We start from the raw sequence: 15,318 nt of genomic DNA on the forward strand, positions 1-15,318 counted from the left end.
CGACGTTGCCATAACCCATCGCTAAGACCTTACTGGGTCTGTTCGCGGCTATGCTAATCCATGTGCTTCACTGCCGGCCACTCGTCGCGCCAGATCGGTAACGCACCGCCACGGCTAATCAACGCCGCACCCAACCCCCAGCTCGCCACAGCGTAGCCTAACGCCAACGCGAGCACCGGCGCAACGATGCTTATCACAACCAGCGGTGCGAGCACAATGAGCGCGCCGAGTGCGGTAGCCAGCGGCGGCTTGAGTGCCCAGCCGGGTGGCCATGTAGCCGCGATCGCGCGGGTGACGCCGGTGAGACCGATCGCATACGGTACGTGGAGCAGGATGATCAATGGCAGAAGCAGGAACAGTCCGGCGAGGCTGAGGGTCAATATCCCCACCACAAGCGGTAATGCCAAGAGCGCCAGTAGCGTTGAGAGCAGGCCAACCACGGCGCTGCGCAATGGCGCGGCGCGCAATGCTCGCCCAATCCCGGCGGTGCGGCGCGGCCAGATGAGCGCAATCGCTACGCAGAGCAGCGCCGAAATCAGTGCGCCGAGCAGGCCGGTAGTTCCCGGCGGCAACCAACGGCGGACAATAGTTTGGCCGCTCAGCGTGCCAATCAACGCAGTGGCTACGGTCGATCCGGCCAGCGGTTCGACCCCGATCACGATGCCATGCAATCCGGCGCGTGCTGCAACGTTCACCCCCCCCGCGATCGAAAGGACGTTTCCTTCCACAATGGCGCCGGGAGCTAACGTGATCGTACCGGTATAGCTCACCACATCACCACGCACGATGCCTTGCACCGTGATCGAACCGGCCCAACTGGTTACATCGCCATCAACCTCGCCGAGGATCACAATTGGTTGGTCGAAAGTGGCTACGTGGCCATGGTACCGCTCACCGGCAGCGATGACCAGCGCCGCTGGCTCTTGCGCAAACGCGCGCGCTGGCGTAGCGAGCACTGCCAACCAGAGCATAACTGCAAACAACCAGCTTCGTCGTATCACTGCCAAACCTCAGCCAACGGTGCATCAAGAATCAGGCGCCACCAGAGCCAGCCAGCGGCGAAGAGAACGAACAATCCGAGCAGCCACCACCCAGCGCCGGCCAGCCACAAGTGCCAGAGCGGCTTGGCAACGAGGGTTAGCCCCAACACATATCGCCCGGCACCGGTGGCTGGATCGCCGAACAACGAGGCAGGGCCGTTGCTGTCAATGCTCAATCCCCAGAACCCCAGTACCAGCAGTACGAGCGGCGCAGCCAGCCAGAGTGGTCGCCAATGCCAGCCACGATGCGCGGGAGCGGCGGAGAGGTGCCGTACCACGCGCGCCGATAGATCGGCTGGCGGCGATGCCATCGTTGGTTCACCCCACCGCGCCAGCAACGCGCGCGTCTCTGCTTCGACCTCAGCCAGCTCAGCATCGGTCAACTCGCCATCCCTTCTGTGTTCCATACCTCCTCCTCAGCGGCCAGCGCCTCTTGCAGCATTTTACGCGCCCGGTGCAGCCGGGTCTTGACGGTTGCTTCGGTTAAGCCCAAGATCGCGCCAATCTCGTCATACGAGAGATCGTACCAGTAGCGGAGCACAGTCACGCTGCGATAACTCTCAGGCAGTCGTTGCAATGCTCGTTGCACCACTTCACGCTGCGCGCTCTGCAAGGCGCTTCGTTCTGGCCCCGGCTGCGTGCTTGGCAGCCAAAAGGCGACATCTTCCAACGTTAACCAGTTGAATCGTCGCCGGCGCAAGCGATCAATGCAGTAGTTCGATCCGATCGTAAGCAGCCACGTAACCAGCCGGCGCGACGGATCGTAGCTTGGCAGATGGCGGAATGCGCGTAAGAAGACTTCCTGTACCGCGTCTTCCGCCTCGAACGCATCGCCCAGCATGCGATAAGCCTGATTATATAAAATACCGGTATAGCGCTGGACAATCGTGGCGCATGCCGATTGATCACCGGTGCAAGCCCGCTTGACGAGGTCAAGCTCGTCAGATGATGGATCGCTCACAGGCGCTCCTCACAGATACTATACGACTCACTACGATAAACGTTACCACTCTGTCAACTTGCAAGAGCGGGCAGGTTCGTGTACCATCATCGTGATTCGGCGGTCGTTCGTATGCCGTCGTTAATCCACTGGAGGATGCTGTGGCCGCTAACATCAATCGTGAGCAAATTCGTGCCGCGCTGGCCGAGACCGACCCGGCTGTGAGCTTTTATCTCGACCTGAACTCCGGTGAGGTGTTGCGGGTGCCCGACACCGATCCAAGCGCCGAGGCGGAAGCGCTGCGCAATCAGGTAATGGAAGGGTATGGCGATCGGTATCGGTATATTCCCGGCGGCAAGGCTAGCCCTACCGATGCCGATGTGCAGGAATGGCTTGAAGCTGAGGGGCTGGCCTAAATTGGGCATGTTCGGCAAGGTGAGATGAGCATTCATCTCTGCCTTGCCCATGCTATTGCGGCTGCGCGGTTATTGTTTTTCATACGGTTTGCCTACCGCCGCCGGCCCCACAGCGCGGCCAATCAATCCGGCCAGCACAATCATTGTCACCACATAGGGGGTAATCTGCAAAAATTGCACTGGCACCGGGCCGCCAAAGACCTGTACCTGTAAGATTTGGAAACGCGTACCTAATGCCTCGGCAAAGCCAAACAGCATTGCGCCGCCAAAGGCGCCAAACGGCATCCACTTGCCAAAGATCATCGCCGCCAGCGCGATAAAGCCCTTGCCAGCCGTCATTCCGTCGTCAAACTGGCCCACCGTTTCCAACGAAAACCATGCACCACCTAGCCCGGCAATGCACCCGCTGATAAAGATATTGAAATAGCGCATCCGGTTGACCGCAATGCCAACCGTGTCAGCGGCTTTAGGATTCTCGCCCACGGCTCGCGTGCGCAAGCCCCAACGGGTCATGAAGAGCACGATGTGGGTCAGGATCACAAGGAGCAGCATAGCGAAAAAGATCGGCTTGCCGCTGAAAATCAACGTTCCCAACACCGGAATTGATTCGAGTGAGCGGGCGAGGTCGGGAAAACCAGCGTTGGCGAGCAGGCCGGAAAGCGACGGGAGCGTGATCCGTCCGCCACCTTCAACTACGATATACTGCCGTCTGAGGTAGCCGGTCACACCTATCGCTAAGATATTGACCACCGTACCGCTAATAATTTGGTCGGTGCGGAATGAAATTGAGAGTACGCCATGCAAGAGGGCTATGACGCCGCCGATAACAACTGCTCCAATGACGCCAACCCAGATATTGCCGGTGAAAATGAAGATGGCGAAGCCAAAGGCTGCCCCCATCAGCATCATGCCCTCGATGGCGATATTGATCACGCCCGATCGTTCGGCCCAGATTCCGGCCAATGCCCCAAGCGCCAGCGGTGTGCCGAGGCGTAATGATTCGCTGAGCATCACGGTCGCATTGGTTTGTTTCCCGGCTGCGGCCCAGATCAGAATGGCCGGGAACAAGAGCACCGCGCTTGTCCATAGCAGACCGTTGGCCCAGCGTTGGGCGCGATTGCTAAGGCCTAACACACCGGCAATCAGTGCGATCAAACCGATAAAGGCTAAGCTCCACGCAGTGGGGAAGGCAATCACCGGTTGCGGCACCGCCAATGCAATGCGGGTCACCACGGTATCGCCCGCCAGTGCCAGCGGTACGTAGTTGAACAACATCAAAAAGCCCAAGAGGGTAAAGAAACCAGCAATTACTTGCCGGCGGGAGATGCCACGACGGCGTTCACTCATTGACAACGTCCTTTCCTGCTTGCACTTGCAACCGATATGATACCATAAGCAATCATCTTCTGGAATAGCGCCTAATGCTCGAACATAGCCTATGACTGAGTCTGAACACGTCGCACCTCTAACCAATGCCGGTTCACCAGACCAGCCGGCGCTCTTTCCCGATCCGGCGCCACCCTCGTTGGCGCAACTGATCGAAGCGGTGCTCTTCGTTGCCGGCGAACCGGTGACGATCGAGCAATTAGCGCGTGTGTTAGAGGCGCCGCTCGCGCAAATGACCGCAGCTATTGATGAATTGAGCCAAAGCTATGCGCAGCGCGGGATTCGCCTTCAGCGCCACGGCGATCAGGTGCTGTTGGTCAGCGCGCCGGAAGCGGCGCCGGCCATTCGTCGCTTGCTCGGTGTGCAACACGGCCAGCGTTTGTCACATGCCGCGCTCGAGACGCTCGCGATTATTGCCTATCGCCAACCTATCACGCGCGCCCAGATCGATGCCATTCGCGGCGTTGATAGCAGTGCGGCGCTACGGGCGTTGCTGGCGCGCGATCTGATCTGTGAGGCTGGCCGCCTCGAAACGCTGGGCCGGCCTATCCTCTACGCCACGACGCCGGCGTTTCTCCAACAATTTGGTTTAACGAGCCTTGCCGATCTGCCGCCGGTTGATCTCCCGGAATAATGGCGCAGTGGCTGTTATCGCTGCGCCATGACTCTATCCACGGTCTTCTCCCCGCCTGTCCACTTGTTATCCACATGAAAAGTAGGGTGATCGCGCTTGTTGCTCGATTAGTGACAAGCGCACCAAGATGCGCTAAAATGGAAACTGTGCGGCAAATTGGTTGCCGGTTTATCCACAATTATCCACAATTTAATCTCAACATAACGCAGTCTCTATCTCGCTACGATCACAAGAAACAAGCCTCTACCACATCTCATTACTATAAGGAACATTTATAGATCTCCCGCATTATGTTGCTTGAAATATGGGGGCAGATCGAGTATGATCACACCACGTCAACTGAAGACTTGCTGCCCGCTCTCACCACGAGCGCACTGAGCCTGAGATGTTAACTGCTGCATTGCCGATCCCGCGTTTCGGCGCGGGTGATTCATTATGTGCGTGATGGTCAAGCGCGGCTCGCAAGGAGGCGCAGTGTGAACCTAACTCAAATCTGGAAAGCAACATTGAACGCCCTGCAATCGCAAGTTTCGCGCCATGATTACGATGCGCTCCTGCGATCGGCAACCCTGTTGTCGCTTAACAGCGGCGTAGCGCGGATTGGGGTCTCGTCACTGGCTCAGAAAGAAGGGCTGGAAAACCGGTTGTTAATGCCGCTCCGCAACGTGCTGACGCGGGTCGTTGGCTACTCGGTGCAAGTGCAGGTGCTGATTTCTAACCCATCGTTGCGCCCTGAATTGCTTCCTGCCTCGTTTAACGGGTCGCGGTTTGCTGCTGAACCTGAACCGATGATCGTCGAATCTTCCGCGCCGGCCTTTATGCCCGGCAATGGCGCCAGCGAGCGCGCTGTCCAACTCGATTTGGCCAGCGCAATGCGTTCAGGGATGCTTAATCCCAAATATACGTTCTCTAGCTTTATTGTCGGTTCGAGCAACCGCTTGGCCCACGCCGCTTGTCTCGCTGTGGCCGATAACCCCGGCCAAGCTTATAACCCGCTTTTCCTGTATGGCGGCGTTGGCTTGGGTAAGACCCACTTGCTCCACGCGATCGGCAATCGCGTGCTCGATCGCGATCCCGAAATTAATGTGCTGTACGTTTCGTCTGAGAAATTTACCAACGACTTGATCAATGCCATTCGCCGCCAGCAGACCGAAGAGTTCCGTATGCGCTACCGGAATATCGACGTGCTGCTGATCGACGACATTCAATTTATTGCCGGCAAAGACGCCACCCAAGAAGAGTTTTTCCATACCTTTAATACGCTCCATTCAGCAGCGAAGCATATTGTGATTAGCTCTGATCGCCCACCTAAAGCGATTCTGACCCTCGAAGAGCGGCTGCGTTCGCGCTTTGAGTGGGGTTTGATCGTTGATGTCCAGCCGCCCGATCTTGAAACACGCACCGCGATTCTGCGCGCTAAGGCCGAGCAGATGAGCGTGCATGTGCCTGATGAAGTGATCGATTTTTTAGCCCATAAGATTCAGAGCAATATCCGCGAACTTGAAGGCAGCCTGAACCGGGTTGCGGCCTACGCCGAACTCAACCGGTTGCCGATTACCATCGATACGGCAACGGCTGCGCTGGCCGATCTGTTGGGCAATCAGCGCCGCCGCCGCGTCAGCGCCGAGGCGATTTTGCAGGTGGTGAGCGAACATTACGGGATCGAAGTTGAGCAACTGCGCGCTCGCAACCGCTCGCGCCACGTGGTGGTGCCGCGTCAAGTCGCGATGTATTTGCTGCGCGAAGAGACCGAGAGTTCGTTGGTTGATATCGGTAATCTGCTCGGTGGGCGTGACCATACCACAGTTATGTATGGTTGCGAGAAGATTGCTGAGGAAATTAATACCGATAGTCATTTGCGTAATGAAGTCATGACGATCCGGGAACGGATCCAGATGATGCGCGGCGTGTCATAAGGATATAACAACGCTATGCTCCTACGACACGCCGCCCTTTTGGCTCAATGCTGTTGATGAACCGGTTTGATCGCCTCTTGTGGCTGCTTACCCTGATCGGTTTGGCGATCCGGGTAGCAGCCGTTTTGGTGCTCAATGACTATCGCGCGCCAATCACCGCCGAATACGGGATTGTGGCCCACAATCTGGTTGCCGGCAAGGGGTTTTCCGGCGGCGGCTGGCTTGGCCCCGAACAGCCGACGGCGCTCAATACACCGCTCTACCCGTTATTTCTGGCGTTTTGGTTATGGATCGGCATACCCCTGCCGTTTCTTGCCGTTGAGTTGGCGCAGGCAGTCCTCTCAGCCCTTATCATTTACTTGATCGGCAAGATTGCTGCCCGGGTGTTCGCGCCAGCGGTTGGGGCTATCTCGGCGGTGGCGACAACGTTCTATCCGCCCTTGATCTATTTCTGTAAGCAGATTTCGCCGGCTATCTTGACAGCGTTTTTTACTGCGCTCGTTTTTTATGCTATCGTACTGTTTTTTGCCCATCCGGGCCGAAAACGCGCGACGTTGCTCGGCGCGGTGTGGGGCGTTGGTCTGCTAGCTGAGCCGATCTTGCTGGTGGCTGCGCCGGGGGCGACCTTGCTCTATTGGTTCCGGCAAACACCGTCAGCCCGGCAACGGAGTACGTTGCTGCTTGCCGGTGCTGCGTTGGTCGCAGTGGTCATTGTCGCGCCGTGGACGGTGCGCAACTATCTGGTGTTTCACCGCTTGGTGCCGCTCAAAACCTCGTTTGGGCTCAATTTCTGGATGGGCAATAATCCCAATGCTACCGGCTTTCTCTACACTATGGCTGGCGAACCGATGCCGAATACGCTCGCGCCTGAGCGAGCAGCCTATCTCGCTTCCCTTAACGAAGCCGAGCGCTATGCCGTGTTGCAGCAGGAAGCGTGGCAGTGGATCGCTGCCCATCCCGATCGCTTCCTTGAGCTGACCATCAAGCGGATCGGCTATCTGTGGCTGATTTCGCCAACCTTCCAGATCACCAGCGAAAACATTGCTGAGCCGGGCTACTTTTACCTCATACGCTACGCGATCCAGATCCCCCTGTTGCTGTTAGCTGTGATTGGCGCAGTGATCGCGTATCGGTGCTACCGGGCAGCGTTGCTGCTCTGCCTCTGGTGGCTGGTTGCGTTTACCGTACCCTACGCGATCTCGGTGGCCGGCAATACTCGTTATCGGCTGCCGGTCGAGCCGATCTTGCTGATGTTGGCGGCGGTTGTGGGTTCGGTGGTGCTAACATGGTGGCAGGGTCGTCGCGTTCATAGATAACTTCACCTCGCCGGGTGGCTTTACTTAAGTAGATTGATCGCCGCTTGCAATTGGGGATCTTCTTCCGGCGGGAAGCGCCACCATTCCGCTTCAATCAGCACATCAGGTATGATGCCGATGCCCTCGATCAGCGTGCCATCGGGTAGTTGATAAGCGACTTCGGCCAGTAGCAAACGTGATCCATCGCTAAAATCGTACCCGTAGAGATTTTCGGTATTGCCCGCCGACGGTACGCCGACAATGGTGGCTTGGCGCAACACTCGCATTCCGGCTGCGAACATCTCAGCGGCGCTCGCCGTCTCGTTACTGACGAGCACCACCACCGGGATGTTGGTGAGACCGGGGATCGCGCGTCCGCGCGGAATCCGCTGCTCTTCCCGATCGCGCCGCCCAACCGATGCGCCGATGCTGCCGCCGTCGTGGAAGAGAGCGATAATGTTGCGCATCACGTGAATATAACCGCCGCTGTTGTCGCGCACATCGATAATCATCCCGCGCACCGGCGCGCCAGCCAGCAGGTTGGTGAGTGCGTCACGGGCTTGCACGTCGGCGTTATCGACATAAAAACTAGGAATGGTGAGCAAGCCAATGTCGCCGGTCAACCGCTCGGCAGTTACCCGATTGAAGATGGCGATATCGATCACTGCCCGCATCACCTCAACCTCCCGCAGCGGTTCGTCGCCGCGCTTGATCGTCAGTCGCACCGTGGTGCCGGGGATGCCGCGCACCGCGCCAATCGCGCCGGCAGGGCCAAACGCATTGGGGTCATTAAACGGAATGCCATTTACCGCTACAATTAGGTCACGCGGACGCAACCCGACCTGATCGGCTGGCCCGCCGGCAACGACGCGCGTGATCAAACCGCCTTCATCAATTGTGCGCACACTCACACCAATGCCGCCATACTGCAATTGGCCACGCGCTTCGGCGATCTGAGCCGCCACTTCCTGCGGTGATTCGTATCGCGAATGGTCGTCGCCAAGCTGCGCGATCATATCGCGCATCATCGCGTAAAATTCCTCGGGTGTTGTTGCTGCCTCAACCTTAGGTTGCAGTTCGGCGCGTACTGCCTGCCAATCGAGGCCGTTATAATCTTCGTACAAATAATTGTCGCGCACCGTCTCCCATACTTGCTGGAAAATTTGTAGGCGCTGATCCCGGCTGAGCGGGGCTAGCGTCGGGGTTGGCGCGATGGTTGCTACCGGTGGCGCTGGCGTCGGCGAAAGATTCAGTCCGCTTGTAGCGCCGCCAGCCGGTGCAGGGGTTTCAGCCGGCAATGGGATTCGGGTAGCTGGCGCAGCGGGCCGGCTGTAGCTGGTGGTCGTTGGCTCGGGTTCGCTGCGCACGAATGTGCAGCCAGTAATTACTAGCGTGGTCAGGAACAGCAGAATGATTCGTAGGCGATGCATAACTTTTATAACTATAGATGCCCTTGGTTCGGAGCAAGTTGCTGCTCAACTGTATGATACCATTAGCGTTATGCCTGCGCGGTGAGAGCTTGCTTAGGAAGGTGGCGCTGGCATGAGACGCGAGAGACCGTATGTTGCCAGATATTCAATTCGTGCAACGACCGGGGATGATCGAATTCGGCTGGGGCCATCTTGCCGCTGAGCTGTTGCCACGCGCCGAAGTGTTGCGCGCCGCAACGTGGACTTTGACCAACGATGCGCCGGCAGCGTTGACCTATGGCTACGCTCAAGGGCCGGGCCGGTTGCTGGCCCTGCTGGCCGAGCGCTTTGCTGTGCCCGAAACCGAGCTGATGATTACCGGCGGCACCTCACAGGCGCTCGATATGCTCTGCAAGCAATTCACCAAACCGGGTGACGTGGTGCTAGTCGAAGCGCCCACCTACCATCTGGCCTTGCGGATCTTTCGTGACCACGGTCTCCGTTGTGTGACGGTACCGGGTGATCAGCAGGGGTTGCACGTGACCGCAGTGACGGCGCTCGTCAAGCTCTTGCGTAGCCGGGGCGAACGGATCGCTTTTCTCTATCTGGTTCCGACCTACAACAATCCTAGCGGCGTCACCTTGCATGCTAAGCGGCGGGCTGAATTGGCCCGCTTGGCGACGGCGTTAGAATTGACTGTGATCGAAGATGAAGCATACGCCGAGTTATGGTACGACGCGCCGCCGCCGCCGCCGATTGCGAGCTTCGCCCCCGGCGGTCCGCTCATCCGGCTGGGCAGCTTTGCCAAAGTGTTGGCTCCCGGTCTCCGGTTAGGCTGGATGCAAGCGCCGGCAGCCGCGATTCAACGCTGCACCCAAGCGGGTATGCTCGACAGTGGCGGCGGAGTCAACCATTTCACGGCCCACGTGGTATTGGCTCTCTTGCAAGCCGGCGATTTTGAGCCGCATCTGCTACATTTGCGGGCTGCACTACAGGTGCGCCGCAATTCGCTCTTGGCTGCGCTGGCCCGCTCGATGCCGGCTGGCGTCACATGGCGTCCGCCGCTAGGTGGTTTTTTTGTCTGGATGCGCGCGCCGGCACCGATTGATACCACAGCACTGCTGTGCCAAGCCGAAGCGGCGGGTGTTTCCTACGTTCCCGGTGAACGGTTTTATGCCAATGGCGGCGGGCGTAACGAGCTACGGTTAGCATTCTCGATGTTGCCGGAAGCTGATATGGTTGAAGGCGCGCGCCGCTTGGGTCAGGTGTTGAAGCGAGCGATCGGTTAGCGTAAGCCCGCCGGCCCGCCAAAAGAATTGGGCCGCGGGCCGCCAGCCCACCAGCAACAGTTGTCGCGCTGCCAGACCGTTTGGAATAACGCATGCCTCCCATCTCTGTTTCGCTTTTACTAACTAGCAATGATACTGGCCGTCCGCTCGGCGACATCGCCGCCGAACGCTTGGGAGACGCTGGCCGGCAAGCTGCTGCTCGGGGTGGTCTGTGGTTGTGCCGGCGTAGGGTTACGCCTGACACGCCCGCAGTAACCGGCGAGACGCTGATAGTGCGGCTGCCACCGGTTGGTGGCTACTGCGATGCGCCAGTAACGTTTGCTCATATCATCTACGAAGACGATGATTTGTTGGTGATCAACAAACCGCCCGCCTGCTACGTCGGTGATACGCCATGGGATGCGCAGGGTAGTGTGTTGGCGGTCTTGACGCGGTTGCTCGCCGCGCGCGATGGCCAAGCGCCAAATCTCCATCTTGCCCACCAACTCGACTTCGGCACCTCAGGGATTCTCGTGCTCAGCAAGCATCCCCGCGCCAATGCGCCGCTCCATACCGCGTTCAACCGTGGGCAGGTGCAGAAACGATATTTAGCTGTCTGTACTGGGTATATGCCGGTTGAAACAGAACTCGTGACCGGCCATGGCCGCGCTGCCGGTGGGCGCTGGCGCCTCTACGATCAGTCAGAGATCGGGCGAGTGTTGCCTAACGGCCAACGCGTCAAATTGGCGCATACCCGCTTCATGCTGCGCCGTCAATTCGCCCAAGCCGCCCTTGTATGGGCCATTCCTTTGACCGGGCGCACTCATCAAATTCGCCTCCACCTCGCAGCGTTGGGCTGCCCAATCCTCGGCGATGAACGCTATGGCGGGCCAACGGTGGTTGCCGGTCTGCAGCTAACTCATTCGCTCCTTCACGCTGCCGAACTCAGCTTGCCGCATCCGCGTGATGGCAGGCTGCTGCATCTCTTCTGCCCGCCGCCGCCAGTGTTTGTGACATCTGTTTCCCATCTCGCCGGCGGCTAGGTGCGCGGCGCTGTGCTACAATGTCCGCAATATCTTAGCATCGTCGCTATGCACCTAGCATCGCTGTTGTTCTCTGAATTCACCAATGCTTACCGAAGAACATCAACCTGATCTCACCGGTGCAATTCAAGCAGTTATCGCTGCGCTACAGCGTCAAGCGCGCAACGACGGCGAATTGCGCCACCATCTGCGTGTGCTTGGTGCTGCGTTGCTGAGCATTGCCGGCGATAGTGATGATGCCGATACCAATGCGCTGGTAGAAATCATTGTTAATGGCAAGCGCAGCGGATCGTCTGAGTCGCAAACGGAAGATGTCGCTGATGGTAGGGCAACGGCTGATGCGAACGTACCGGTGCTGCCGCCGGCAACGGATGATGATCTAAAGCTTTTAGCCGCTCATTTCGCCGGCCAGCTTGATGTAACCGATCAACCGGTTTCTGCATTGCCGAGTACGCCGTCCGATCAAGGCGGAGCGATCCAACTTGCCGAATTGAGCGATTGTTTTCAAGCCAAAGTTATGCATATTCGACAGTCATTAGGCTCATTAGGCAAGAATCCGCTCGGATCATCACCTTGCACGCAATGGATCGACGCTAAACTCAAGCAATCGGCTCAATCTCAGCAGGATGATTGGGAAGTACTAGCCGGTTCATGCGAAGTGGCGGCGCTAGTGGCCGATGCCTTGAGCGAGATAGTGAATAACGCCGCGCTCAAGAAGCACTTACCGGAAGGTTTGTTGCTTGCTGCTGAGGCCCAATCTGCGGTTGCCGCCGCCGTGCAGCGGTTGCACAAGAAGCCTGATCCAGCCCAAGAGCGTTTCTTTCGGTGGCTGCGGCAACGAACCGAAGCCGAGCAGGTGTATCTGCCGCGCTATATGCGGCGAGGAGACACGGCTGACCCGAATCAGTGGCAAGAACGACTGGTACGGGTGCAAGCGTGGCGGGAAACGCTTGAGAGAGAGATCTATCGTCGCCGCCACGAGCGTAAATTGTTCGGCAAACTGCGCTACCAACTAAGCCAAGTGGATAGTGGGGCGGCTGATCAATGGCCGCGTGCGCTGCAAACCATCAGCGCGCTAATCGATCTTGGTGTGCCGCCGAGCCACCGTATGCTGCGCCAGTTGCTGTGGCCGTTCCGTGATCAACTGAATGTTGCCAGCGCCGAAGCGCGGCAGTTGGCATGGGTTGCGCGTGAATTAGCCCGTGCAGCAACCTCGCCAGTAGATGCTGAACCATTATCTCCCGGCGACCGCGACGAAAAGCTGGTCGAGCAAGTGGCCGATCTGCTGCGCAATACGAGCGTCGTTTTAATCGGCGGCGATGAACGTCCACTCGTGCGGCAAACAATCGAAGAAGCCTTTGACCTGCGCGAGTTGATCTGGTGCGATACGCGCCCGCATCGTAGCCATCTCGTCGTTGAGCCATTCATTGCACGCGCAGAAGTGTCGGTGGTGCTCTTGGCAATCCGATGGGCAAGCCACGGCTTAGGCGCAGTGCGAGAGTTCTGTGAACGCTACAATAAACCGTTGGTGCGGTTGCCGGCTGGCTATAGCATCAATCAGATTGCGCACCACATTTGGGAACAGGCGAGTGAGCGGTTAAGCGTATTGCCGAAGAGCAGTTAACCCACCCGTGGCGAGTGCCGCACCCGTCCGGCTAACATCCCTCCCACGGCGCCAAAGGTGCAGCCAATCACTTGCCCTAGCAACAACAATGGCGGTACAGTGATCCCAACGTTAGCGAGGGCTGCGACGAGAATCCCGACTACTCCCACCAGCAAGCCATGCATCGCATAGGAGTTATCGGCCAGCCACCCGGCGACAAACCCGCCTACGCCAGTCAAACTAGCGCCGATCAAGATCAGAAGTATATGGATTGGATTGGATAGCGATGGAGCGGTGAACACCGCACTTTGCCCGGTGGCCAAGATGACCACCTGCAACAGAATCGTAAACGCGAAATCGGCCATAAAACCAGAAATTACTGCCGTCCAACGAATATTCACGGCTTTCCTTCGAGGATGATAACGCCAAAGCGCGAAAGATTGCCAATGGTACGCGCTTCCATTGGCGAGCATGCCAGCGCCAATATCGTAACACACTCCGCTTCGCGCCATTGCATTCGCAGGTTGCGTTAGCTTCCTCGCGTCAACTTGCCATTCGCCAGACGAAGAGAAAAACGAGCAGTGAGATCTGCAAGGCATGAGCAACATCATACCGCGCCGCGCTCCAGAATTCCTCTTGGCCCAGCCACCACCAGATCCGGTTGAGACCGGAGCGTACCCGGATATCGCTGTCCCATCGTTGGAGATGAGAGACGCGAGCTAAGCGTAACAACCGGCGAAGACTATTGGCGAGCGTAACCATCCACGCTCCCGCAACCAGTAGTTGCAGTAGCACCTCCATGCAATACACTCCTTTGATGTGGTGTTGTGGTTTGCGTCAGTGGGCGCCGGCGCTGGCGCGGAGTGATGACAAGATCACTCTTTGTACATAGTATGCACTGATTTTGTCCAAAAGCGCAAGGGGGAAGGGCGAAGAATTTCCCGGTTGGGTGGTGAAGGTTATCTTAAGGGGGCAATGTTCCCATTGTCATTGCGACGCAGCGAAGTAATCCCCGCTCACGCGGGAGCGATCCGCTCCGGCATACGTTCCGCTGAAGGGGAGATTGCTACGGTCGGGCGCCACCTAGCGCTACTGGGGAGCGCCGCTCCCTCGCCATGAGATGGGCGGCGGCCCCCGCCCAATAACGCGAACTTGCGGCAGTGAAACTGCCGCAATCCCTATCATCACATCGCTTGGCTAGTCGTCGTCATCTCCGGCGATCCGGCGCATCCGGGCTACAATGGCTGTCGCTCCCACTAAAGCCAGCATCGAACTGCACATGACTAGCATCAGCCACGTCGCATAACGACCAAGTAGTGCGCTGATCGGCGATTCCTCCAGATCTTGCGCGGTACGTGGTGTGATAGCGTTGGTTGTGATGGTGAGCGTGGGGGTTGGCGTGGCAGAGGCGCTCACGGCTACACTGGCCGGTGGCGCAGCGAGCGCGATCGTGGCGAGGATGGTTACGAGCAGGACACGGCTCAGGAATGTTCGGTTGTGCATACAGGCGTCTCCGTGACGGCGGCTCACCCAGCGTTATCATAACAAATCTGCCGTCCGGTCACGCAATGGTCGTTTCCCGCTGCCACGCCATCGTCCGGTTCTTGACCGGCTGGTCGTCGGCGATCTGGCCGTCGCGCACACTGATGATCCGCTCGGCGTGTTGGGCGACGTCGTGTTCGTGCGTCACCAAAATGACAGTGATGCCCTGCTCGGCATTCAGTCGCTGAAAAATGCCCATAATCTCGGCCCCCGTGCGGCTGTCGAGCGCGCCGGTCGGCTCGTCGGCCATAATAATCCGCGGCTCGTTGACGAGGGCGCGGGCGATTGCTACCCGCTGCTGTTGCCCGCCCGACAACTCGTTGGGCCGGTGGTGCAGCCGGTCGCCCATCCCGACAGCCTCTAACGCCATCCGCGCCCGCTCTTGCCGATCGGGCCGGCCCTTCCCGTACAGCATCGGCAACTCGACGTTGCGCAACGCTGTTGTGCGCTGGAGCAGCATATATTGCTGGAAGACGAAGCCAATCTTCTCGTTGCGGATGATCGCTAACTCGTCGTCGGTCAGATCGCCGACGTTGACGCCATCGAGCAGGTATTCGCCTGAAGTGGGCCGGTCGAGACAGCCGATTATGTTCATCAGCGTGCTTTTGCCGCTGCCCGATGGCCCCATGATCGCAACCATCTCGCCTTGGTTGATCGTGAGCGAGACTCCGCGCAAGGCATGCACTTCGGTTTCACCCATGACGTAGATTTTGGTGATATTGTTCAATTGAATCAGCGGGGTCATAACATTCCTCGCCACAATGGTTGATGATGTCTGGCGCGCGGCTGTGCGCGGCTGTCATGATTCGCATTGTACTCGATCTTA

The 15,318-nt window shown here is 58.3% G+C and carries 16 protein-coding genes; 7 read left to right on the forward strand and 9 right to left on the reverse strand.

What is annotated here, in order from left to right; all coding sequences use genetic code 11:
• Nucleotides 1-53: 53 nt before the first annotated feature.
• Genes Q1A00_RS02795 through Q1A00_RS02805 form a run of 3 tightly spaced genes read right to left on the reverse strand, consistent with a single transcriptional unit; the run spans nucleotide 54 to nucleotide 2,001 of the window.
• A complete protein-coding gene (locus Q1A00_RS02795) occupies nucleotides 54-1,001 on the reverse strand; it encodes a polymer-forming cytoskeletal protein (RefSeq protein ID WP_298401976.1) in 948 nt (315 codons plus the stop codon).
• Nucleotides 998-1,447, reverse strand: coding sequence for a hypothetical protein (locus Q1A00_RS02800; protein ID WP_298401973.1), 450 nt, complete (start codon nucleotides 1,445-1,447; stop codon nucleotides 998-1,000). Before Q1A00_RS02800 ends, Q1A00_RS02795 begins: the two co-directional genes overlap by 4 nt.
• Entirely contained in the window at nucleotides 1,420-2,001 is a 582-nt protein-coding gene (locus Q1A00_RS02805; RefSeq protein WP_298401971.1) for a sigma-70 family RNA polymerase sigma factor, read from the reverse strand. Before Q1A00_RS02805 ends, Q1A00_RS02800 begins: the two co-directional genes overlap by 28 nt.
• A 140-nt stretch (nucleotides 2,002-2,141) precedes the next feature.
• On the opposite strand from Q1A00_RS02805, the gene Q1A00_RS02810 reads away from it, so the two are divergent.
• Nucleotides 2,142-2,396 carry a UPF0158 family protein gene (locus Q1A00_RS02810; RefSeq protein ID WP_298401968.1) on the forward strand — a complete coding sequence of 85 codons (255 nt, stop codon included), beginning with the start codon at nucleotides 2,142-2,144 and terminating at the stop codon, nucleotides 2,394-2,396.
• 69 nt (nucleotides 2,397-2,465) lie between these two features.
• Here Q1A00_RS02810 and Q1A00_RS02815 read toward each other — a convergent pair whose 3' ends face one another.
• Nucleotides 2,466-3,743 carry an ABC transporter permease gene (locus Q1A00_RS02815; RefSeq protein WP_298401965.1) on the reverse strand — a complete coding sequence of 426 codons (1,278 nt, stop codon included), beginning with the start codon at nucleotides 3,741-3,743 and terminating at the stop codon, nucleotides 2,466-2,468.
• A gap of 91 nt (nucleotides 3,744-3,834) precedes the next feature.
• On the opposite strand from Q1A00_RS02815, the gene scpB reads away from it, so the two are divergent.
• From scpB to Q1A00_RS02830, 3 genes are all read left to right on the forward strand, one after another.
• The gene (gene scpB / locus Q1A00_RS02820; RefSeq protein ID WP_298401962.1) at nucleotides 3,835-4,416 is read left to right on the forward strand and encodes an SMC-Scp complex subunit ScpB; all 582 of its coding nucleotides are present in this window, start codon (nucleotides 3,835-3,837) and stop codon (nucleotides 4,414-4,416) included.
• 476 nt (nucleotides 4,417-4,892) lie between these two features.
• Nucleotides 4,893-6,332 carry a chromosomal replication initiator protein DnaA gene (gene dnaA, locus Q1A00_RS02825; RefSeq protein WP_298401959.1) on the forward strand — a complete coding sequence of 480 codons (1,440 nt, stop codon included), beginning with the start codon at nucleotides 4,893-4,895 and terminating at the stop codon, nucleotides 6,330-6,332.
• 56 nt (nucleotides 6,333-6,388) lie between these two features.
• Nucleotides 6,389-7,648 carry a glycosyltransferase family 39 protein gene (locus Q1A00_RS02830; RefSeq protein WP_298401957.1) on the forward strand — a complete coding sequence of 420 codons (1,260 nt, stop codon included), beginning with the start codon at nucleotides 6,389-6,391 and terminating at the stop codon, nucleotides 7,646-7,648.
• Nucleotides 7,649-7,668: 20 nt separating this feature from the next.
• Here Q1A00_RS02830 and Q1A00_RS02835 read toward each other — a convergent pair whose 3' ends face one another.
• Nucleotides 7,669-9,057, reverse strand: coding sequence for a S41 family peptidase (locus Q1A00_RS02835; RefSeq protein ID WP_298401955.1), 1,389 nt, complete (start codon nucleotides 9,055-9,057; stop codon nucleotides 7,669-7,671).
• A gap of 131 nt (nucleotides 9,058-9,188) precedes the next feature.
• Between Q1A00_RS02835 and Q1A00_RS02840 the strand changes: the two genes are divergently transcribed.
• From Q1A00_RS02840 to Q1A00_RS02850, 3 genes are all read left to right on the forward strand, one after another.
• Nucleotides 9,189-10,325, forward strand: a complete 1,137-nt coding sequence (locus Q1A00_RS02840) for a PLP-dependent aminotransferase family protein (protein WP_298401953.1) — start codon at nucleotides 9,189-9,191, stop codon at nucleotides 10,323-10,325.
• A 92-nt stretch (nucleotides 10,326-10,417) separates the two neighbouring features.
• Nucleotides 10,418-11,347 carry an RluA family pseudouridine synthase gene (locus tag Q1A00_RS02845; protein ID WP_298401951.1) on the forward strand — a complete coding sequence of 310 codons (930 nt, stop codon included), beginning with the start codon at nucleotides 10,418-10,420 and terminating at the stop codon, nucleotides 11,345-11,347.
• Between the two features lie 85 nt (nucleotides 11,348-11,432).
• On the forward strand, nucleotides 11,433-12,971 hold the full coding sequence (locus tag Q1A00_RS02850; RefSeq protein ID WP_299755159.1) for a hypothetical protein: 1,539 nt from the start codon (nucleotides 11,433-11,435) through the stop codon (nucleotides 12,969-12,971).
• On the opposite strand, the gene Q1A00_RS02855 is transcribed toward Q1A00_RS02850, so the two are convergent.
• From Q1A00_RS02855 to Q1A00_RS02870, 4 genes are all read right to left on the reverse strand, one after another.
• On the reverse strand, nucleotides 12,968-13,351 hold the full coding sequence (locus Q1A00_RS02855; protein ID WP_298401945.1) for a TIGR04086 family membrane protein: 384 nt from the start codon (nucleotides 13,349-13,351) through the stop codon (nucleotides 12,968-12,970). The genes Q1A00_RS02850 and Q1A00_RS02855 overlap by 4 nt on opposite strands.
• Nucleotides 13,352-13,493: 142 nt before the next feature.
• Nucleotides 13,494-13,751 carry a hypothetical protein gene (locus tag Q1A00_RS02860; RefSeq protein ID WP_298401942.1) on the reverse strand — a complete coding sequence of 86 codons (258 nt, stop codon included), beginning with the start codon at nucleotides 13,749-13,751 and terminating at the stop codon, nucleotides 13,494-13,496.
• Nucleotides 13,752-14,147: 396 nt separating this feature from the next.
• Nucleotides 14,148-14,453, reverse strand: coding sequence for a hypothetical protein (locus Q1A00_RS02865; protein ID WP_298401940.1), 306 nt, complete (start codon nucleotides 14,451-14,453; stop codon nucleotides 14,148-14,150).
• A 58-nt stretch (nucleotides 14,454-14,511) separates the two neighbouring features.
• Nucleotides 14,512-15,237 (reverse strand): ABC transporter ATP-binding protein, encoded by a 726-nt coding sequence (locus tag Q1A00_RS02870; RefSeq protein WP_298401938.1) that lies wholly within the window; start codon nucleotides 15,235-15,237, stop codon nucleotides 14,512-14,514.
• Nucleotides 15,238-15,318 lie beyond the last annotated feature (81 nt).

It is taken from the genome of uncultured Chloroflexus sp. (assembly GCF_938091255.1).
Taxonomy (GTDB): domain Bacteria; phylum Chloroflexota; class Chloroflexia; order Chloroflexales; family Chloroflexaceae; genus Chloroflexus.